The organism is Paracoccus marcusii (genome assembly GCF_006151785.1).
Taxonomy (GTDB): domain Bacteria; phylum Pseudomonadota; class Alphaproteobacteria; order Rhodobacterales; family Rhodobacteraceae; genus Paracoccus; species Paracoccus marcusii.
The window spans coordinates 14,988-34,647 of sequence record NZ_VDDD01000021.1; the positions used below are offsets into that span (position 1 = coordinate 14,988).

18 protein-coding genes and 1 tRNA gene are annotated in these 19,660 nt (G+C 66.5%); 11 read left to right on the forward strand and 8 right to left on the reverse strand.

Annotation, left to right across the window (positions count from 1 at the left end; genetic code table 11):
* Nucleotides 1-12: 12 nt before the first annotated feature.
* Entirely contained in the window at nt 13-546 is a 534-nt protein-coding gene (locus tag FHD68_RS05375) for a hypothetical protein (RefSeq protein WP_127898713.1), read from the forward strand.
* Here FHD68_RS05375 and FHD68_RS05380 read toward each other — a convergent pair.
* Entirely contained in the window at nt 543-866 is a 324-nt protein-coding gene (locus FHD68_RS05380; protein ID WP_045981709.1) for a HesB/IscA family protein, read from the reverse strand. The two genes, FHD68_RS05375 and FHD68_RS05380, sit on opposite strands and share 4 nt — an antisense overlap.
* A 74-nt stretch (nt 867-940) precedes the next feature.
* Here FHD68_RS05380 and FHD68_RS05385 point away from each other — a divergent pair, with 74 nt between their 5' ends.
* The 3 genes from FHD68_RS05385 to FHD68_RS05395 are packed head-to-tail and all read left to right on the forward strand — an operon-like array spanning nt 941 to nt 3,446.
* A complete protein-coding gene (locus tag FHD68_RS05385; RefSeq protein ID WP_127898714.1) occupies nt 941-2,107 on the forward strand; it encodes a deoxyguanosinetriphosphate triphosphohydrolase in 1,167 nt (388 codons plus the stop codon).
* A 59-nt stretch (nt 2,108-2,166) separates the two neighbouring features.
* On the forward strand, nt 2,167-2,589 hold the full coding sequence (locus FHD68_RS05390) for an OsmC family protein (protein WP_045999588.1): 423 nt from the start codon (nt 2,167-2,169) through the stop codon (nt 2,587-2,589).
* Nucleotides 2,589-3,446, forward strand: coding sequence for a transglutaminase-like domain-containing protein (locus FHD68_RS05395; protein WP_127898715.1), 858 nt, complete (start codon nt 2,589-2,591; stop codon nt 3,444-3,446). Before FHD68_RS05390 ends, FHD68_RS05395 begins: the two co-directional genes overlap by 1 nt.
* Here FHD68_RS05395 and FHD68_RS05400 read toward each other — a convergent pair.
* Nucleotides 3,443-5,038 (reverse strand): peptide chain release factor 3, encoded by a 1,596-nt coding sequence (locus FHD68_RS05400; protein WP_127898716.1) that lies wholly within the window; start codon nt 5,036-5,038, stop codon nt 3,443-3,445. The two genes, FHD68_RS05395 and FHD68_RS05400, sit on opposite strands and share 4 nt — an antisense overlap.
* Nucleotides 5,039-5,198: 160 nt before the next feature.
* Between FHD68_RS05400 and FHD68_RS05405 the strand changes: the two genes are divergently transcribed.
* Complete coding sequence (locus FHD68_RS05405; protein WP_127898717.1) at nt 5,199-6,590, forward strand: hypothetical protein; 1,392 nt, start codon at nt 5,199-5,201, stop codon at nt 6,588-6,590.
* Between the two features lie 5 nt (nt 6,591-6,595).
* Here the strand turns inward: FHD68_RS05405 and FHD68_RS05410 are convergent, their stop codons facing one another.
* The 5 genes from FHD68_RS05410 to FHD68_RS05430 all read right to left on the reverse strand — a co-directional run bounded on the left by FHD68_RS05410 (nt 6,596) and on the right by FHD68_RS05430 (nt 13,273).
* Nucleotides 6,596-8,260 carry a formate--tetrahydrofolate ligase gene (locus FHD68_RS05410; protein WP_127898718.1) on the reverse strand — a complete coding sequence of 555 codons (1,665 nt, stop codon included), beginning with the start codon at nt 8,258-8,260 and terminating at the stop codon, nt 6,596-6,598.
* Nucleotides 8,261-8,263: 3 nt separating this feature from the next.
* Nucleotides 8,264-8,689 (reverse strand): universal stress protein, encoded by a 426-nt coding sequence (locus FHD68_RS05415; RefSeq protein WP_139085342.1) that lies wholly within the window; start codon nt 8,687-8,689, stop codon nt 8,264-8,266.
* Nucleotides 8,682-11,486 carry a TRAP transporter permease gene (locus FHD68_RS05420; RefSeq protein WP_127898720.1) on the reverse strand — a complete coding sequence of 935 codons (2,805 nt, stop codon included), beginning with the start codon at nt 11,484-11,486 and terminating at the stop codon, nt 8,682-8,684. Before FHD68_RS05420 ends, FHD68_RS05415 begins: the two co-directional genes overlap by 8 nt.
* 83 nt (nt 11,487-11,569) lie before the next feature.
* Nucleotides 11,570-12,535, reverse strand: a complete 966-nt coding sequence (locus FHD68_RS05425) for a TAXI family TRAP transporter solute-binding subunit (protein ID WP_139085344.1) — start codon at nt 12,533-12,535, stop codon at nt 11,570-11,572.
* A gap of 138 nt (nt 12,536-12,673) precedes the next feature.
* Nucleotides 12,674-13,273 carry a uracil-DNA glycosylase family protein gene (locus FHD68_RS05430; protein ID WP_244297763.1) on the reverse strand — a complete coding sequence of 200 codons (600 nt, stop codon included), beginning with the start codon at nt 13,271-13,273 and terminating at the stop codon, nt 12,674-12,676.
* 160 nt (nt 13,274-13,433) lie between these two features.
* Here FHD68_RS05430 and FHD68_RS05435 point away from each other — a divergent pair, with 160 nt between their 5' ends.
* Genes FHD68_RS05435 through FHD68_RS05450 form a run of 4 tightly spaced genes read left to right on the forward strand, consistent with a single transcriptional unit; the run spans nt 13,434 to nt 17,986 of the window.
* On the forward strand, nt 13,434-14,087 hold the full coding sequence (locus FHD68_RS05435; RefSeq protein ID WP_045981699.1) for an ABC transporter ATP-binding protein: 654 nt from the start codon (nt 13,434-13,436) through the stop codon (nt 14,085-14,087).
* Nucleotides 14,088-14,112: 25 nt separating this feature from the next.
* Entirely contained in the window at nt 14,113-15,843 is a 1,731-nt protein-coding gene (locus FHD68_RS05440; RefSeq protein WP_139085346.1) for a KpsE/RkpR family capsule polysaccharide export protein, read from the forward strand.
* Entirely contained in the window at nt 15,840-16,682 is an 843-nt protein-coding gene (kdsA, locus tag FHD68_RS05445; protein WP_127898724.1) for a 3-deoxy-8-phosphooctulonate synthase, read from the forward strand. The genes FHD68_RS05440 and kdsA overlap by 4 nt, the downstream gene beginning before the upstream one ends.
* Complete coding sequence (locus tag FHD68_RS05450) at nt 16,679-17,986, forward strand: mechanosensitive ion channel family protein (protein ID WP_127898725.1); 1,308 nt, start codon at nt 16,679-16,681, stop codon at nt 17,984-17,986. Before kdsA ends, FHD68_RS05450 begins: the two co-directional genes overlap by 4 nt.
* Here the strand turns inward: FHD68_RS05450 and FHD68_RS05455 are convergent.
* Nucleotides 17,983-19,152, reverse strand: coding sequence for a BaiN/RdsA family NAD(P)/FAD-dependent oxidoreductase (locus FHD68_RS05455; protein ID WP_127898726.1), 1,170 nt, complete (start codon nt 19,150-19,152; stop codon nt 17,983-17,985). The two genes, FHD68_RS05450 and FHD68_RS05455, sit on opposite strands and share 4 nt — an antisense overlap.
* A gap of 94 nt (nt 19,153-19,246) precedes the next feature.
* On the opposite strand from FHD68_RS05455, the gene FHD68_RS05460 reads away from it, so the two are divergent.
* Both FHD68_RS05460 and FHD68_RS19845 read left to right on the forward strand, forming a co-directional pair.
* A tRNA-Gln gene (locus FHD68_RS05460) sits at nt 19,247-19,321 on the forward strand.
* A gap of 115 nt (nt 19,322-19,436) precedes the next feature.
* A complete protein-coding gene (locus tag FHD68_RS19845) occupies nt 19,437-19,628 on the forward strand; it encodes a DUF6538 domain-containing protein (RefSeq protein ID WP_371705513.1) in 192 nt (63 codons plus the stop codon).
* Nucleotides 19,629-19,660 lie beyond the last annotated feature (32 nt).

A 19,660-nucleotide genomic window follows, 5' to 3' on the forward strand; every position in this document is an offset into this window, starting at 1 on the left:
AAAGGGGCCGCGATGATCCGACTGCTGATCCTGCTGATGGTCCTGCCCGTGGCGGCCGCCGCGCGCCCGGTCACCGGGCTGTTGGAAAAGGCCAGCCCCCTGCCCGCGACGATCCCCCTGCAGGTCCGCGCCCCGGCCGACATGGATCACGCGATCATTCTGACGGATGACCAAGGCACGCCCGTCATCAGCGGCTATCTGCGCGGCGGCGCGGTCCTGCGGCTGCTGGTGCCGCCGGGAGATCACCGCCTGACGGTGGCCAGCGGGCCCGCGCAGGACTGGCAGGGTCTGCCCGACATGTTCGGCGTGCCTGCCATCGCGTTGCCGCAGCCCTTGCCCTTTTTCATCGATGGCACGCGGCGCGAGGGGCAATCCATCATGCTGTCGAAAGACGGTGACGGCCTGCGGATCACCGACCGGCAGAACCGTGTCATTTGTCAGAACGCCGGATGGGACAGCACGCGCATCGTCAAGACGCTGCCCTCGGGGACGCAGTTCCGTTATGTCGAACAGCGGCTGGACCCGCGCAGCATCCCCTGCGACTAGATCGAGAAGCTGGTCCCGCAGCCGCAGCTTGCCGTGGCGTTCGGGTTTTCGATCACGAAGCGCGCACCGATCAGCTCGTCGGTGAAATCGATGACCGCCCCCGCCAGATAGGGCAGTGACACCGGATCGACGACGACCTTCTGTCCCGATTTCTCCAGGATCAGATCGTCGGTCTCGGGCGCGTCCAGGCGGATGTCGTACTGGAACCCGGAACATCCCCCGCCCAGCACCGCGATGCGCAGCGGTACCGGGTCCTTGCCCGCATTGATCTGGGACAGGCGGTCAAAGGCGCGGTCGGTCACTTTGGGCGGCAGGTTCATGGGGCGTTCCCGTTTTCGTCTGGTCGCATCAAATATAGGGTCCGCCGGGTGAACCCGCAAGGAAGGCTGACCCCGTGACCGCACTCGCGCCCTATGCCTGCCATCCGCAAGACAGCCGCGGGCGATTGCAGGACGAAAGTCTGTCCACCTTCCGGTCACCCTGGCAACGCGACCGCGATCGCATCATCCATTCCAGCGCCTTCCGCCGGCTGAAACACAAGACCCAGGTCTTTGTCGAACATGATGGCGAAGGCTATCGCGGCGATTATTTCCGCACCCGCCTGACCCACACGATCGAGGTCGCGCAGGTCGCGCGCACCATCGCCGGGGCGCTGCACCTGAACACCGACCTGGCCGAGACCGTGGCCCTGGCCCATGACCTGGGCCACCCGCCCTTCGGTCATACCGGAGAGGACGCGCTGTCCGCGCTGATGGCGCCCTATGGCGGCTTCGACCACAACGCGCAGGCGCTGCGCATCGTCACCAAGCTGGAACGCCACTATGCCGATTTCGACGGGCTGAACCTGACCTGGGAGAGCCTGGAAGGCATCGCAAAGCACAACGGCCCGGTGACCGGGCCCCTGCCCTATGCCCTAGCCGAGGTGAACGCGCTGTGGGATCTGGAACTGCACACCAATGCCAGCGCCGAGGCGCAGGTGGCGGCGGTGGCCGACGACGTGGCCTACAATCACCACGACCTGCATGACGGGCTGCGCGCGGGCCTGTTCACCGAGGACGATCTGGCGGAACTGCCCGTGATCGGCCCGGCCTTTGCCGAGGTCGACCGTCTGTATCCCGGCCTGGACCCCACGCGGCGCCGCTACGAGGCGCTGCGCCGCGTCTTCGGCGTCATGGTCGAGGATGTGATCGCCGTTGCCCAGAACCGGCTTGCCGGGCTGCAGCCGCGATCGGCGGACGACATCCGCGCGATGGACGGGGCGATCATCCGCTTTTCCAAGCCGCTGTACCAGAACATCAAGGCGATCAAGTCCTTCCTGTTCCAGCGCATGTATCGCGCGCCCTCGGTCGTCGTCGAACGCACCCGTGTCACGCAGATGCTGAACGACCTGTTTCCGCTGTACCTAGATCATCCCGACCGCCTGCCCGACCAGTGGCGCGACGCGGCCATGCGTCTGAACGATCCGACCGAACGCGCGCGTCTTGTGCTGGATTACGTCGCAGGGATGACCGACCGCTATGCGATTGCGGAACATCAACGCCTGATTCAGCCACAGTCCTGAACCTTGGATGGTGTTGCCGCGTTGGGCGGGCAACACTGACCAAGAAAAGGATGGATCACATGATTACCCGCACCGGATCGGCTGAATGGACTGGCGGCCTGAAAGAGGGCAAGGGCCAGGTCTCGACCAAGTCGGGCGCGCTGTCGGCGCAGCCCTACGGCTTCAACACCCGCTTCGAGGACAAGCCCGGCACCAACCCCGAGGAACTGATTGGCGCCGCGCATGCATCGTGCTTCTCGATGGCGCTGGCGATGATGCTGGAGCAGGAAGGCATCTCGGGCGTGTCGATCAAGACCAAGTCCGACATCTCAATGGACAAGGAAGGCGACGGTTTCGCCGTCAAGAAGGCCCACCTGACCACGACCATCACCGCTGATGCGGATCAGGCGAAGATCCTCGAAGTCGCCGAAAAGGCCAAGGAAGGCTGCCCGATCAGCAAGCTGCTGAATGCCGAAATCACGATGGACGCATCGGTTTCCTGATGCGCGTCCGGGTCGGTCACGAGTTCCGTATCAAGGTCGAGCAGCCGACCCCCCTCATCTGCCTTGTCGCCCCCGAGGCGGCACGGCACGACGATTTCACAGCCCCCGAACAGGTCACGACCGTTCCTCATGTCGACGTGCATGAGTACCGCGACCTGTTCGGAAACATCTGCCGCCGCATGGTCGCCCCTGTGGGCGAATTTGTCCTTCGTGGCGATGTGACCCTGAATGACGACGAAATGTGGGACGATGTCGATTTCGCGGCCCAAGAGACGCGGGTCGAGGATCTGCCCGATGATGCGCTGATCTACCTGATGGCGTCCCGCTATGTCGAAAGCGACGTCCTGTCCCAACAGGCTTGGGACCTGTTCGGTCATCTGCAGCCGGGCTGGGGCCGTGTCCAAGCAGTGCTGGACCACGGTCACAAGGTGCTGACATTCGATTACGGCACGGCGTCGGTGTTTCGGACCGCGCATGATGCCAGCAAGGGCGGCATGGCCGTCTGCCGCGATTTCGCGCACTTGGCGCTGGCCTATCTGCGGGCGCTGAACATCCCGGCCCGCTATGTGAACGGCTATGTCGGCGATATCGGCGTGCCCAAGGTCGACGCGCCGATGGATTTCGCCGCCTGGATCGAGGTCTACCTATCTGGCCGCTGGTGGACGTTCGACCCGCGCAACAACGGACGCCGCCTTGGCCGCGTCGCCGTCGCACGGGGTCGCGATGCGGCCGATGTGGCGATGCTGGCCAGCTTTGGCGCGCATCAGTTGTTGGACTTCACCGTCTGGTGCCACCCGGTCGACGAGACCGGGCAGGAGTTGGACGGCATGGCCTTCGGTCAGGAGACGCGGCGCTAGACCATCATCTCCTTGGTCGCGGTCAGCCTCAGGTCCGGGTGATCGCGACCGATCCGGTCGATGTCCCATTGCAGGCGGGTCAGATAGACCAGATCGCCGTCATGGTCATGGGCCAGATGCGCCTTGTTCGTTTCGGAGAAGGCATCGACCACTGATTTGGCGCCACTGACCCAACGGGCGCTGGTGAACTGGCTACCCTCGAACCGCACCGGGATGCCGTATTCCAGCTCGATCCGGCTGGCCAGCACCTCGAATTGCAGCGCGCCCACGACGCCCACAATGAAGCCCGATCCGATCGCGGGCTTGAAGACCTTGGCGGCCCCCTCCTCGGCGAACTGCATCAGCGCCTTTTCCAGATGCTTGGCCTTCATCGGGTCCGTCGCGCGCACCGTCTGCAGCAGCTCGGGCGCGAATGACGGAATGCCCGTGAAACGCAACGTCTCTCCCTCGGTCAGGGCGTCGCCGATGCGCAGCTGGCCATGGTTCGGAATGCCGATGATGTCGCCGGCCCAGGCCTCCTCGGCCAGTTCGCGGTCGGCGGCCAAGAACAGCACCGGGTTCGACACCGCCATCGGTTTCTTCGTGCGGACGTGGACCATCTTCATGCCACGTTCGAAATGTCCCGATGCCAGCCGAACGAAAGCCACGCGGTCGCGGTGCTTGGGATCCATGTTGGCCTGAACCTTGAACACGAAGCCCGTCACGGTGTTCTCGTCCGGGGAAATCTCGCGCTCGGCGCTGTTCTGGGGCTGCGGCGGCGGGCCATAGGTGCTGATGCCCTGCATCAACTCCTGCACGCCAAAGCTGTTGATCGCGCTGCCGAACCAAATGGGCGTCATATGCCCCTCCAGGAACGACCGCTGGTCGAAGGTCGGCAGCAACTCGCGGGCCATCTCGACCTCCTCGCGCAGCTTGGCCAGCAGATCGGCGGGAACGTGATCGGCCAGCCGCGGGTCGTCCAGCCCCCTCATCGAGATCGACTGCGCCACCTTGTTGCGGTCGGCCCGGTCCATCAGCTCCAGCCGGTCGCCCAGCATGTCATAGCAGCCGATGAACTCTCGCCCCACGCCGATCGGCCAGGATGCCGGCGCCACGTCGATGGCCAGGTTTTCCTGGATCTCGTCGATGATCTCGAACGTGTCGCGGGATTCGCGGTCCATCTTGTTGCAGAAGGTCAGGATCGGCAGATCGCGCAGGCGGCAGACCTCGAACAGCTTGCGGGTCTGCGATTCGACGCCCTTGGCCCCGTCGATGACCATGATCGCCGCATCCACCGCGGTCAGCGTGCGATAGGTATCCTCGGAAAAGTCGCTGTGGCCCGGCGTATCCACCAGGTTGAAGCGATGTCCGTCAAAATCGAACGACATCGCCGACGCGGACACCGAGATGCCGCGATCCTGCTCCATCTTCATGAAATCCGACCGCGTGCGCCGCGCCTCGCCCTTTGCGCGCACCTGCCCGGCCATCTGGATGGCGCCACCGTACAGCAGGAACTTCTCTGTCAGCGTTGTCTTGCCGGCATCGGGATGCGAGATGATCGCAAAGGTCCGGCGGCGGGCGATTTCGGGTGGAAGCTGGGGGCGGTTTGTCATGCCGCCGCTTTATCCTGCGCGCGCGTCCGACGCAATTCCCGGCATCATGCCGCCAATGGCACGAATTGTCTGCATCCGGTTCTTGAACCCGCGCGTCCTTGTCGCATGATCAACCGCGAAACGGACGAGGGCGCAGATGGACGGATCATGGGACCAATTGATGCGGCTGCTGTCCAACCGCGGCCTTGAATGGCTGCGCCAGCGCATCATGGCCCTGCCCGATCCCTGCCCGCTGGATCATCCCGACATCGGTGCGCTGGCGCTGGTGGGACAGGTCGCGCCGGTGCTGTCGGGCCTGCGCGGGCGCATCTCGCCGATCGAGGTGATCGTGCTGCGTCGCCTGACGCCCGATCTGGTTCGCCAGGGCGCCTTGCGCGTTCTTGACGGCGCGCGGGACGATGCGCTGGTCCGCCTGACGCTGGCGGGCGGTCTGGTCGCCCAGATGGACCCCCTGTGGCAGCTGGCCTGCGAGGCGCTGGCCGACGACCCCGCCCTGCCCCTGCCGCACAGGTTGGCGCTGTCCGACGAGCCCGTCCTGCTGGCAGAGGCCGAGGCCGTGCTGACCACGCCCCCGACCTCGATCACCCCCGATCACGTGGCACAGGTGGCGCAGCTGCTGATGCAGCTTTATCATCATGGCGCGCGGCGTCCCCGCCTGTCCCACCCGCGCGCCTATACGCTGATCTTCGACCACCTGAGAATGCTGGCAACCTGGGCACAGGGCGCGGGATGCACGGGGTCGGTTGCCCGGATCGCGTTCTGCCTGCGGCTGCTGGACGACGACCACCCGGTGGCGGACATGCTTTCCGACCTGATCCAAGTCCAGCGGCCCGACGGATCATTTCCCGTCAGGCTGGGTTTTGCCACCGCGGACCAGACATTCGCGGATGCGGTCCAGCCGACGGTCCATGTGGCGATGGCGCTGCACATGGCGGCGTGGAAACGCTGGCGCGGTCCCGCGCCCGTCTGGCTGCAGCCCCATCCCGTCCAGACCACCGCCCGCCAGCTGGCCGACCGGATCGCCGCGATGGACATCCCCAAGGCGCAGGCCCTGCACGCGGCAACCAGCCTGACCCGCGCGACCGGAGAGAACTGGTTCGCCCGCCTGTCCCCCTCGCGCCAGGCGATGCCCGATGACCTGACCCGATTGGGGCGCATCTGCTTTCGCGACGCGGTCGCGGCCCGGCATCTGCGCGCATGGCTTGGCCTGACGCGTCACGGTGACCGCCCATCCGGCCTGGACGGACCCGAGGCCGCATGGCTGACCGGGCGCATCGTGGCCATCGCGACCCCCCTGCCGGATGCCGTGATGCGGCTGTGGGACCGCGCCGCGCTGGCCGGTGACGTCGCGGCCTTCACCGACTGCGCCCGCATCGCGCAGCATCACGCAGACGGCCCGGCCAGCCCCGCGGTCCGCGCCATGACCCGCCGCCTGTGCGTAGAGGCGCTGACGCAGGATGCGCCCCTGCCCCGGATGCTGGACAGCCTGGATCGCCTGACCCTGCTGTCCCGCCTGTTCGAACCGGAAGCCAAGGAAGTGGCCGCCGCCTGATCGGGTCAGAACAACCCCTCGACCTGTCCCAGATCGTCCAGCCGGATGACCTCGGCTGCAGGATGGCGCGGCAGGCCCGGCATGGTCATGATCTGCCCGCAGATCGCCACGACAAAGCCCGCGCCCGCGTTAAGCCGCACCTCTCGCACCGGGATGACATGCCCGGTGGGCGCGCCGCGCAGGTCCGGATCGGTCGAAAAGCTGTACTGCGTCTTGGCGATGCAGACCGGCATATGCCCATGGCCCGCCGCCTGCCAGGCGGCCAGTTGATCCAGGACGCCGGGACCGGGTTCGACCTGCGCGGCGCGGTGGATATGGGTGCAGACCGTCTGGATCTTGTCCCACAGCGGCATCGCGTCGGGGTAAAGCGGCGCGAATGCCGCAGGCTGTTCCGCCAGGGCGACGACCGCGCGGGCCAGATCCTCGGCACCGGCGCCACCCATGGCCCAGTGCCGCGCCAGGATGGCCTGCACCCCCTGTTCGGCGCAGTAGTCCTGCAGGGCCGCGATCTCGGCCGGGGTGTCGCCATCGAAATGGTTCAACGCCACGACGACCGGCAGGCCAAAGCTGCGGATGTTCTCGATGTGCCGGCCCAGATTGGCGCAGCCCGCGGTGACCGCCGCGACGTCTTCCGCCGCCAGATCGGCCTTGGCCACGCCGCCGTTCATCTTCAGCGCCCGCACCGTGGCCACCAGCACGACGGCCGCCGGCGCAAGCCCCGCAAGGCGGCACTTGATGTTCAGGAACTTCTCGGCCCCCAGATCGGCGCCGAAGCCCGCTTCGGTCACCACGTAATCGGACAGGCGCAGGGCGGCGCGGGTCGCAATGACGCTGTTGCAGCCATGGGCGATATTGGCGAAGGGGCCGCCATGAACCAGCGCCGGGTTGTTCTCCAGCGTCTGGACCAGGTTCGGCTGCAACGCGTCCTTCAGAAGGACGGTCATCGCGCCGTCCGCCTGCAGATCGCGGGCGGTGACGGGTTGGCGGTCGCGGGTATAGCCCACGACGATCCGGCCAAGCCGATCCTGCAGATCGGGCAGATCGCGGGACAGGCACAGGATCGCCATCACCTCGGACGCGACGGTGATGTCGAAACCGGTCTGGCGCGAAAACCCGTTCGCCGGACCGCCCAGCCCCACGACCACATCACGCAGCGCGCGGTCGTTCATGTCCATGACCCGCCGCCAGGTGATGCGGCGCGTGTCCAGGTCAAGCGCATTGCCCCAGTGGATGTGGTTGTCGATCATCGCGGCCAGCAGATTGTGGGCCGAGGTGATGGCATGGAAATCGCCGGTGAAGTGAAGGTTCATCTCCTCCATCGGCACGATCTGCGCGCGCCCGCCCCCGGCCGCCCCGCCCTTCATGCCGAAGTTCGGGCCCAGGCTGGCCTCGCGGATGCAGATGGTGGCACGGTGGCCGATCCGGTTCAGCGCATCGCCCAGACCCACGGTCGTGGTGGTCTTGCCCTCTCCCGCAGGGGTCGGGTTGATGGCGGTGACCAGGATCAGGCGTCCTTCGGGCCCGCTTAGACCGGCCAGCGCGTCATGGGTGATCTTGGCCTTGTCATGGCCATAGGGCAAAATCTGGTCGGGGGTCAGACCAAGACGGGCGGCGATGTCGTTGATCGGCCGCTTGGTCGCGGCGCGCGCGATCTGAAGGTCGGTCTTCATGTCCTAGCGCACCACCATGACCGAGACCGGCGAATGGCGCACGACGGCGTTGGCATCGCGGCTGACCAGGATGCTGCGCAGCTCGTCCGGCTTGTCGCTGGCCATCACGATCAGGTCCGCCTTGTGCCGGGCCGCGGCCTTGAGGATCGTCTCGGCCACATGCCCGTGGCCGACATTCACCTGCACGCGCGACTGGTCGGGGAAATGCTGGCTGGCGAAATCGTCCAGCGCGCCCTTCATCTTCTGCAGGGCCTTCTGTTCGTACCCCTTGGGCAGGAAGGTCGCCACCATCGAGCTGCCGAAATCATGCACGATCCCCAGCAGGTGGATCACGCCCTGGTCCCCCGCCAGCCGCATCGCGGCCGGCAGGGCCTTTTCCCAGCTTTCGGGATGCTGAAGGTCGATCGGCAGCAGCACGACGTCATGCATGGCGCGGTCCTTTCACGGGTTGGGGGCGCGTCTCGCGCCGACGCTGCGACCAGATCACCAGCCCCATCAGCAGGAAGGCCGGGATATAGATCCAGTACCGCGACGGCGCCGCCGCCGGGGCGTTCACGGCAAGCACGGTTTGATCCCAGTCCAGCCCCGCCGCCTGCGCCGGGCTGTCGAACGCCACGTTATCGATCAGCGTGCGATCACCGTCCTGGATCAGGGTGATGCCCGCGGCCTCCAGCCGTTCCTCTCCGGTGGCGCCTTCGGGGACGGGCAGCAGGGCCGTGAACTCGACAGGGTTGCCGATGTCGTTCAGCCCGGCGATGCGCAGGCGCAGGCCGTCGCCGACCTCGCTGTCCTCCAGCGCCTGGACCAGTTCCGCGCCCGAACGCTCCTCGAACGGCGGGAAGACGTAGCCCCAGAAGAAGCCGGGTCGGAAGATGGTAAAGGCGATCACCAGCAGCAAGACCGTCTCCCACAGCTTGCTGCGGACCAGGAACCAGCCCTGGGTCGCGGCCGCGAACAGCAGCATCGCGATGGTCGCCGTGATGAAGACGAAGATCCCCTGCCCCCAGCCCACGTCGATCAGCAGCAGATCGGTGTTGAAGATGAACAGGAACGGCAGGACCGCCGTGCGCATGCTGTAGCCGAAGGCGACGACCCCGGTCTTGATCGGATCGCCTCCCGACACGGCGGCCGCGGCAAAGGATGCAAGGCCCACGGGCGGGGTCACGTCGGCCATGATGCCGAAATAGAACACGAACAGGTGCACCGCGATCAGCGGCACGATCAGCCCGTTCTGCTGACCAAGCGTCACGATGACCGGCGCCAGCAGCGCCGAGACGACGATATAGTTCGCCGTCGTGGGCAGACCCATCCCCAGGATCAGCGACAGGACCGCGGTCAGGCCAAGGATGGCCAGCAGATGGCCGCCCGACAGGACCTCGACCACTTCGGCCAGGGCCGATCCGACGCCGGTCTGACTGACCGCGCCCACGATGATGCCCGCGGTCGCCGTGGCGATGCCGATGCCGATCATGTTGCGTGCGCCAGAGATAAGCCCGTCCACCAGATCGTCGAACCCGGCCCGCAATGCGCGCCCGGTGCGGGCGTTTCCGGTGCGGTCGGACCCGCGCAGCAGCACCATCAGCGGTCGCTGCGTCAGCAGGATGAAGATCATGTAGGCGGTGGCCCAGAAGGCCGACAGGCCCGGCGACAGGCGGTCGACCATCAGCGCCCAGACCAGCACGACCACCGGCAGGATGAAGTGCAGACCCGACCGGACCGTCGGCCCCGGCAGCGGCAGTTCCGTCACCGGCGCGTTGGGATCGTCGATCTGCAGCGGCTCCTCGCGCGACGCGACCCACAGCAGGCCGACATAGGCCGCCGTCAGGACGGCAAACACCACGTAGGGGGCGGCCGCACCGAATGCGGGCCGGATCCAGCCCATCAGGTAATAGACCGCCAGCGACAGCGCGCAGATGCCCGCGATCAGGAAGGCCGCGAACATCAGCCGGCGCAGCAGCGGCGGCGGCGTATAGGCACGTGGCAGGCCCTGCATCCCGGCCTTCATGGCCTCGAGATGCACGATGTAGACCAGTGCGATATAGCTGATCGTGGCGGGCAGGAAGGCGTGCTTGACCACGTCGAAATAGGGAATGCCCACATATTCGACCATCAGGAAGGCCGCGGCGCCCATGACGGGCGGCATGATCTGGCCGTTGACCGACGACGCGGTCTCGACCGCCCCGGCCTTTTCGCTGGAAAAGCCCACCTTCTTCATCAGCGGAATGGTGAAGGTGCCCGTGGTGACCACGTTGGCGATGGACGAGCCCGAGATCAGGCCGGTCATGGCGCTGCTGACGACGGCGGCCTTGGCAGGCCCGCCGCGCAGGTGGCCCATCAGCGAAAAGGCGACCTGGATGAAATAGTTGCCCGCGCCCGCCTTGTCCAACAGCGCGCCGAACAGCACGAACAGGAACACGAAGCTGGTCGACACGCCAAGGGCGATGCCGAACACGCCTTCGGTCGTGACCCACTGGTGGTTGGCGACCTCGGCCAGCGAATTGCCGCGATGCGCGATGATCGACGGCATGTAGGGGCCCAGGAAGGTATAGGCCAGGAACACCGTAGCCACGATCATCAGGGCCGGTCCAAGGCTGCGGCGCGTGGCCTCCAGCAGCAGCAGGATGCCCACGACCGCCACGATCAGGTCCGTGGTGATCGGCGCGCCGACCCGGCGGCCAAGCGCGTCGCTGTTGATAAAGACGTACATGGTGACGACCACGCCGGCCAGCGCCAGCAACCATTCCCATGGCGGAACGCGGGTCTTGGGGCTGCCCAGCAGCACGGCCGCGACGACGCCCGCCCCGGCCAGTGCCAGCCACCACAGCGGCATCGCGGCGGGCGCGCCATAAATGAACAGCCCGGACAGGATCACCGGAACCGACACACCAAGGGCCAGCTGGAAAGGCGACTTCTCAGCGGGATAGGCCATGAAAGCCAGAAACAGCGCGAAGGCCAGATGGACCGCGCGGGCATCCGTGGCGCTGATGATGGCAAAGTTCAGCATGAAGGGCAGCGGCGAGGCGATCCACAGCTGGAACAGCGACCAGCACAGGGCCACCCCCAGGATCAGCTTGCCCACGAAACCCGGCGGAGTGCGCGCGCCCGTGTCCGACGAGGCGACCAGTTCGTCCAGTTCCTCCTGGGTCAGGGCGCCGTGGCCCGACGCCTGCATCTCGACCGCGCTGGCCTGCTGCTGGCGTTCCCTGGTCTTGTCGTCGTCGCTCATCACGGCACCCCCTGCGATGCATCTTGTTATTCGTTGGTCATGATGAAGGGCGGCCCGATGGGGCCGCCCCGGCCAGGCCTGGATTACTGGATCCAGCCCTGTTCGCGATAGTAGCGCTCGGCACCGGGGTGCAGGGGCGCGCTGTTGCCGTCGGCGATCATTTCTTCGGGGGTCAGCGAGGCGAAGGCCGGGTGCAGACCCTTGAAGCGATCGAAGTTGTCGAAGACCGCCTTGACGACCTGGTACACCGTCTCGTCCGGGATCGCGGCCGAGGTCACGAAGGTCGCCTTGACGCCGAAGGTCTCGGTGTCGTCGTCGTTGCCGGCATACATACCGCCAGGGATCACGACCTTGGAGTAGAACGGATTGTCCGCGATCAGCTTGTCGATCGCCTCGCCGGACACGTCGACCAGGGTCGCGTCCACGGTCGAGGTTGCCTCCTGGATCGAACCGTTGGGATGGCCCACGGTATAGCTGATGGCATCGACCTGGTTGTCGCCCAGGGCAGCCGACTGTTCGGCGGGGCGCAGTTCCGACGACAGCGCAAAGTCGTCCATGCTCATGCCCATGGCCTCCAGGACGACCTCGAACGTGCCGCGCGATCCGGAACCGGGGTTGCCCACGTTGACGCGCTTGCCTGCCAGGTCGGTAAAGGTCTCGACGCCGCTGTCGGCGCGGGCAACGACGGTGAAGGGCTCGGGGTGGACGGCGAACACGGCGCGCAGGTCGGTGAAGGCATCGCCCTCATAGTCCGAGCTGCCGTTATAGGCGTGGAACTGCCAGTCGGACTGGGCCACGCCCATCGTCATGCCGCCGGACCGGATCTGGTTGATGTTGTCGATGGATCCACCGGTCGCGGGCGCGGTGCAGCGCAGGCCGGTGGTCGCCGTGTCGCGGTTCACCAAGCGGCAGATCGACTGACCCACGACGTAATAGACGCCCGTCTGGCCGCCAGTGCCGATGGTGATGAACTGTTCTTCCTGCGCCATCAGCGGCGTGGCACCCAGTGCCATGGCGGTGCTCAGCAGGATCGGTTTCAATTTACCCATGTCGGCGTCTCCCTAACGATGATTGGCGGGAAGGCATGACAGGCGCGTTCCCGCTGGATGGTCTTATCGTCACGGATGCGTGTGCGAAACACAAGCCCGCACGGCCACAAAGCGTCCTGGGCGTGGACCTGGCCTTGATCAGCCCAGCAGGGTCGCCACGCGGTCCCGCAGCACGGGCAGCAGGTCGGTCGCGAACCACGGATTGGCGCGCAGCCATCCGGTGTTGCGCCAGCTGGGATGGGGCAGCGGAAACACCGCCGGCGCATGGGTGCGCCAGTCCCGGACGGTCTGCGTCACGTTGCGCGCGCCCAGATGCCACCGCATCGCGTGCCCGCCGACCAGCAGGGTCAGCTGCGGGTTCAGCTGGTCCATCACCTGCCGCCGCCACGTCGCCGCGCAGATGGGCGGGGGCGGCAGGTCCGACCCCTTGGCGTCGTAACCCGGAAAGCAGAAGGCCATCGGCACGATCGAGATCCGGTCGCGGTCATAGAAGGTGTCCGGCTCCACCCCCATCCAGTCGCGCAGCCTGTCGCCGGAACGGTCGGTGAAGGGCCGCCCGCTGTCATGGACCCGCGCCCCCGGCGCCTGCCCCACGATCAGGATCCGCGTTCCCGGCCGGAACCAGACCACCGGTCGGGGCGCATGGCGCGTGGCGGTCACGGCAAAGCGGTCCGCGCACAGCCTGCAGGCACGGATACGGTCGGCCAGCGGGGCGTCGTGATCATACATGCGTCGCATTTATGGCGAAATTGCGGCGATATAAGGCTGGTCAGATCACAAATTATCGGGCCCGATGGCAAGACTGGACACCCCGTCCGCCCCACCCTAATGTCGCCTTGGCAGTCGAGGCACCCGGCATGGCACGCCTCGTGCCAAAACGCGTTGGTATAACAAGGCCATGCTTGAATTCGACAATGTGTCCAAATCCTTCTGGACCGGCAAGCAGCACAAGATCATCCTCGAGCAGGCCTCGTTCAGGGTTGAGCTGGGGCAATCGCTTGGCATCCTGGCCCCCAACGGCACCGGCAAGACCACCCTGGTGAACATGATGTGCGGGCTGGAAAAGCCCGACGAAGGCAAGATCCGCCGCGAATGCCGCATCTCGTTTCCCCTGGGGTTCATGGGCGGCCTGGTCACGCGCCACACCGGCAACGAGAACGCGCGTTACATCGCGCGCATCTATGGGCTGGACCCTGATTACGTCGCGGCCTTCACGCGGTGGCTGTGCGACATCCACGAATATTTCGACATGCCGGTCGGCACCTATTCCACGGGCATGCGGCAACGGTTCAACTTCTCGCTGCTGCTGGCGCTGGATTTCGACATCTACCTGATCGACGAGGGCATGCCCCAGACCACGGATGTGGAATTCAATCGGAAGGCCGGTCGCGTCCTGTTCGAGCGGCTTCAGACCGCGACCACGGTGATCGTGTCCCACCAGCCCAGCACGATCGAGAAGTTCTGCAACCGCGCCGCGATCCTGCGTGATGGCAGGCTGTATCTGTTCGAGACCCTCGACGAGGCCAAGCAATATTATGACTACACCTCCTAAAGCGCGCCGGTACAACACGCAGGCGATGGCCTCGATCACGCCCCAGACGCCCCCGCCGGCGGAACCGATCGCATCGGACAGCCCCGCGCCGCCTCGGTTGGAGGTCGCGCGCCGCAGCGATGCCCCCGCCTCTGACGCGTCCGAACGCCAGGCGCGGCTGGAACGGTTCCTGGCCACCGAACCGATCGACGACGGCCTGGGTGATTTTCGCCTGACCAAGCCCGCAGCGCCGTCCCCCGAAAAGGACATGCCGGCCGCCCCCCCTGCGGATTCTGGCGACATGGAGGCGCGACTGGCCGCCATCCGCGCGGAGAAGCTGACCGAACGCCAGCTGCGCATCGCCAAGCGCATCGCCGCCCTGCACCAGATCGAGGTTTCCTCGGCCGAGGAGGCCGTGCTTCGTCTGCGCGAGCGGGGGATCGATCCGTCCCATCGCACCGCCGTCGGCAGCATCCTGTCGTCGGAGGGCACGCGCGCGCAGGCCGCCCCCTCACCCAACGCGCCCGCCGTGCGGCAGGCCCCCGTGCCGTCGATCCTACCCGACCGCAGCCCGGCGCCCCCCGGCCGCCCCGCCCTGCCGTCCCGCGAGGAACTGACCGAAGAAAAGCGCGCCGCCGAAATCTATCGCATCCAGCGCGACCTGGCCCGCCGCCGCCGCCGCCGCATGGCAATGCTGGCGATGCGGCTGGCGCTGTTCGTGTTCCTGCCGACCGCACTGGTCGGCATCTATTACGGCCGCTATGCCTCTCCGCTTTACGCGACGGTATCGCAGTTCCAGATCCAGTCGGCCGAAAGCGGATCCGGCGCCAGCGGGCTCAGCGGGATGCTGGGCGGGTCGGGCCTGGGCACGAACCAGGACGCGGTCGCGGTGCAAAGCTATCTGACATCGCGCGACGCGATGCTGCGGCTGGACGAGGATCTGGGCTTCCGGCGCGCCTTCCAGGACCCGTCGGTCGATGCGATCAAGCGCCTGCCCGCGGATGCCACGAACGAGGCCACGTTCAGCCTGTACAAGGATTCCGTCAAGATCGGCTATGACCCGACCGAAGGCGTGCTGAACATGGAGGTCATCGCGCCCGACCCGCAGCTAAGCGAACAGTTCTCGCGCGCGCTGATTTCCTATGCGGAACAGCTTGTTGACGCCCTGACCTCACGCATGCGCTCCGACCAGATGGACGGCGCGCGCGAGACCTATCAGGACGCCGAGGAGAAGATGCTGGCCGCCCAGCTTCGCGTCCAGGAGTTGCAGGAGAGGCTGGGCGTCCTGGACCCCGTCGCGGAAAGCGGCGTGGTCATGGCGCAGGTCAGCATGCTGGAGGGCCAACTGGCCGAAAAGCAGCTGGAACTGGGCCAGTTGCAGTCGAATGCCCGCCCCCTGCAAAGCCGCGTCGATGCGGTGGAGGGCGACATCGCCCGCCTGCGCGACCTGATCACGCAGACCCGCCAGCAGCTGACGCAGGGCAACGACACCCGCAACTCTCTGGCCGCCATCGGCGGAGAGCTGCGCGTTGCCGAGGCCGAGATGCTGACGCGCCAGGAAATGCTGGCCGCCGCCGCCGCCCAGATGGAAACCGCGCGCATCGAGGCGAATAAGCAGGTCCGCTATCTGTCGCTGTCCATCGCGCCCATCCCGCCGGATGAGGCCACCTATCCCCGCGCGTTCCAGAACACCCTGGTGGCATTCCTGGTGTTTTCGGGTATCTATCTGATGCTGTCGCTGACGGCCTCCATCCTACGCGAACAGGTATCGACATGACGACTGCCAAGCATATCCCCATCGGTTCGATCACTTGCGGCAACGACCTGCCGCTGACGGTGATCGCCGGACCCTGCCAGCTGGAAAGCCTGGACCACGCGCTGATGATCGCCGAAGTGATGGCCAAGGCCTGTGCCGATGCCGGGGCGTCCTTCGTCTTCAAGGCCAGCTATGACAAGGCGAACCGCACCTCTTTGTCGGGTCGCCGCGGCTTAGGCATCGAGGAGGGGCTGGAGATCCTGGCCGCGGTCCGCGATCGGTTCGGCTGCCCCGTGCTGACCGACATCCATGACGCGGACCAGGCGGTGCGCGCCGCGCAGGTCGTCGACGTGATCCAGATCCCCGCCTTTCTGTGCCGCCAGACCGATCTGCTGCTGACCGCGGGCCGCACCGGCGCGGTGGTCAACATCAAGAAGGGTCAGTTCCTGGCCCCTTGGGACATGCCCAACGTCGCGGACAAGGTCGCCTCGACCGGGAACGAAAACATCCTGCTGACCGAACGCGGGGCCAGCTTCGGCTATAACACCTTGGTGGCCGACATGCGGTCGCTGCCGATCATGGCGCGGACCGGCTATCCGGTGATCATGGACGCGACCCATTCGGTCCAGCAGCCGGGCGGTCAGGGCGGCAGTTCTGGCGGACAACGTGAATTCGCCCCGGTCATGGCACGGGCCGCGGTGGCTTTGGGCGTGGCCGGCGTCTTCATCGAAACGCACGAAGCCCCCGACATCGCGCCGTCCGACGGGCCGAACATGATCCCGCTGGACCGTATGCCCGCGCTGATCGCATCGCTGATGGCCTTCGACCGGCTGGCAAAGGCCGACCCGCTCCCGGCATGATCCGCGTTCTGCTGATCCTGTTGGCACTGGCGGCCCCCGTGGCCGCCCAAGTCGCCGATCCGTCAGCACCGTCGACGCCAAGCGGCGCAATCTCGACACATGACAATCGGGCGACGGACCTGGCAATCCTGTCGAGGATTTCCAGCATCCTCGCGCAAGTCCCTGAATTCGATGGCGTCCGTGCCAGCGTCGATGCGGGGATCGTGACGCTGGTCGGCGAGGTGACCGAACAGCAGACCATCTCGCGCCTTGAATCGCTGCTGGCGCGCGTCGAGGGGGTCGTCGCGATCGAGGATCAGGTTACCCTGTCTACAGACCTGGGCACGCGGCTGGTCTCGGTCCGCGACAGGTTTCAGTCACGCCTGACCGCGGTCATCGCGGGCCTGCCCTTCATGGCACTGGGCCTGGCCGTGGGGGCGATAATCGTGCTGGCCGGCGGCTGGTTGTCGCGGCGAGAACGAACCCTGTCGGGGATCGCACCGAACCCCTTCATCGCCGGATTTCTGGCGCAGACGATCCGGCTGACCGCATGGATCGTGGCGCTTGTCGTGGCGCTGGACCTGATGGGCGCGCGGGCTCTGTTGGGGACATTGCTGGGTGCGGCGGGTATCTTCGGCCTGTCGCTGTCCTTTGCCGCCCGCGATACGATCGAAGGATTCGTGGCCACGATGCTGCTGTCGCTGCGCCAACCCTTCAACCCGAACGACCTGATCGAAGTGAACGGCCTGCGCGGTCGGGTGATCCGCCTGACCAGCCGCGGCACCACCCTGCTGACGCTGGACGGCAATCACATCCGCATCCCGAACCAGATCATCTACAAGGCCGTCCTGACCAATTACACGCGCAACCCCGAACGCCGGTTCATGGTCGACCTGACCATCGACCCCGGCGCCGATCTGGGCCGCGCGCGCGATCTGGTGCTCAGGGCGCTGGCGGGGATGGATTTCGTGCTGAAGCGTCCCGAACCCGTTGCCTGGCTGGATGCCCAGGGGCCGGATCACGTGGTCATCCGCGCCGGGGGGTGGGTCTCGCAGGACGGCACCGATTTCGACCTGGCGCGCGGAGAGGCGTTTCGCCTGCTGCGCCATGCGCTGGACAGCAAGGGCTATCTGGTGCCGGAACCCGTCCACCGCATCCGCCTGGAACAGCCCGAGGCGGAGGCGCGTCCAAGCCCTGCCCGCCCCTCACGCCCCGCCGATGCGCGCCTGTCCGACCTGAACCCCGACGCCGCGTTCGAGGAGATGGTCGAACGGGGTCGCATCGATGACGGGCGCGACCTGCTCAGCCCGACGCCACGGACCTAGGCGGCGCGCCCGGCGGCATCCGCTGACGCCCAGGCCCACTGAAAATTATAGCCGCCCAGCCACCCCGTCACGTCGACGCATTCGCCGATGAACGCCAGACCGGGCACTTGGCGCGCCTGCATGGTCCGCGCGTCCAGATCGCGGGTATCCACGCCGCCCAAGGTGACTTCGGCGGTGCGATAGCCTTCGGTCCCCACGGGTCGGACCTGCCACCGGTTCACGCGCGCGCCCAGCGCGTCCAGCCGGGCGTTCGGCTGATCGGCCAGCCGCGCCTGTGCCAAGCCCGCGTCCGCCGCCACGGATTGCGCAAGGCGTTCCGGCAGCATCTGGGCCAGGACGGTCGCCACCTGCGCCTTGCCGCCGCGTGCGGCCTTCAGGTCGGCGGCGATGTCGCGGTCGGGCGCAAGATCGATGGTCAGCACCTCGCCCGCCTGCCAGAAGCTTGAGATCTGCAGGATCACCGGGCCGCTCAGCCCGCGATGCGTGAACAGCAGCGCGTCGCGAAAGCTGCCCCTGCCATGCGTGATCCGCGCCTCGACCGACAGCCCGGCCAGCGGACGGCACAGCGCCAGATCCTGTTCCGCAAAGGTCAGCGGCACCAGCGCGGGCCGCGTTTCGACAAGCCGCAACCCGAACTGGCGCGCCAGATCATAGCCCAGCCCCGTCGCCCCGATCTTGGGAATCGACTTTCCGCCCGTCGCGACGACGACCCGACCCGTGCTGATCGACCCGCCGGAGGTCGCGACCACGAACCGATCACCATCCTTGCTGACGCCGTCGATGCGCGTGCCAAGGCGCAGGTCCGCCCCGGCCATGCGGTCCAGCAGCATGTCGGTGATCTGCGTGGCCTTGCCGTCACAGAACAGCTGGCCCTGGGTCTTTTCGTGCCAAGCGATTCCCGCCCGGTCGACCAGATCGACGAAGGCCTGCGGACGATACCGCGCCAGGGCACTGGCTGCGAAGCGCGGGTTGTCCGACAGGAAACGGTCCGGCCCGGTCGCGAGGTTGGTGAAATTGCACCGCCCGCCGCCGGAAATGCGGATCTTTTCGGCGGGCGTCGGCGCATGATCCAGCACCACGACCCGCCTGCCCTGCGCGACGGCAGAGCCTGCGCAGAACAATCCGGCCGCCCCGGCCCCCAGAATGACGATATCGGCGTGTTCCATGGCGCGTCGATACCGGGGCTTTGGGACGGGGGCAAGATTTCTGCATTTTTCGTCTTGCACCCATCTGCGGGCTTGGGTAATCACCCTCCACAGTTGGGGCGTGGCCAAGTGGTAAGGCATCGGTTTTTGGTACCGTGTACCGTAGGTTCGAATCCTACCGCCCCAGCCAACATCGTCTAAAATATTGGAAGATAAGCAGGTAGCAGCCGCCAGGCACGCTATCGGACCGATGTCCTCCATGCCTGTCCTCCAGACCTACCGCGCCCCAGCTTCGAGGGCCACGAATGGGCATCGCACACTTTGTCTTTCGCCGGGCCGCTATCTACACATGGCGCCGTCGCATTCCCACACGTATCGGTTGCGAAAGCCTCCACCTTCAGGTCGGTCTGGGAACGGCCTGTCCGGCAACCGCACGGCGCCTCGCGGGCATCCTGACTGTTGATTTCCACCCAGAACTGAGCCGGGTAAGCGCATAATTTCCACTGAGAAGTGAGCCATGTGAACCTTC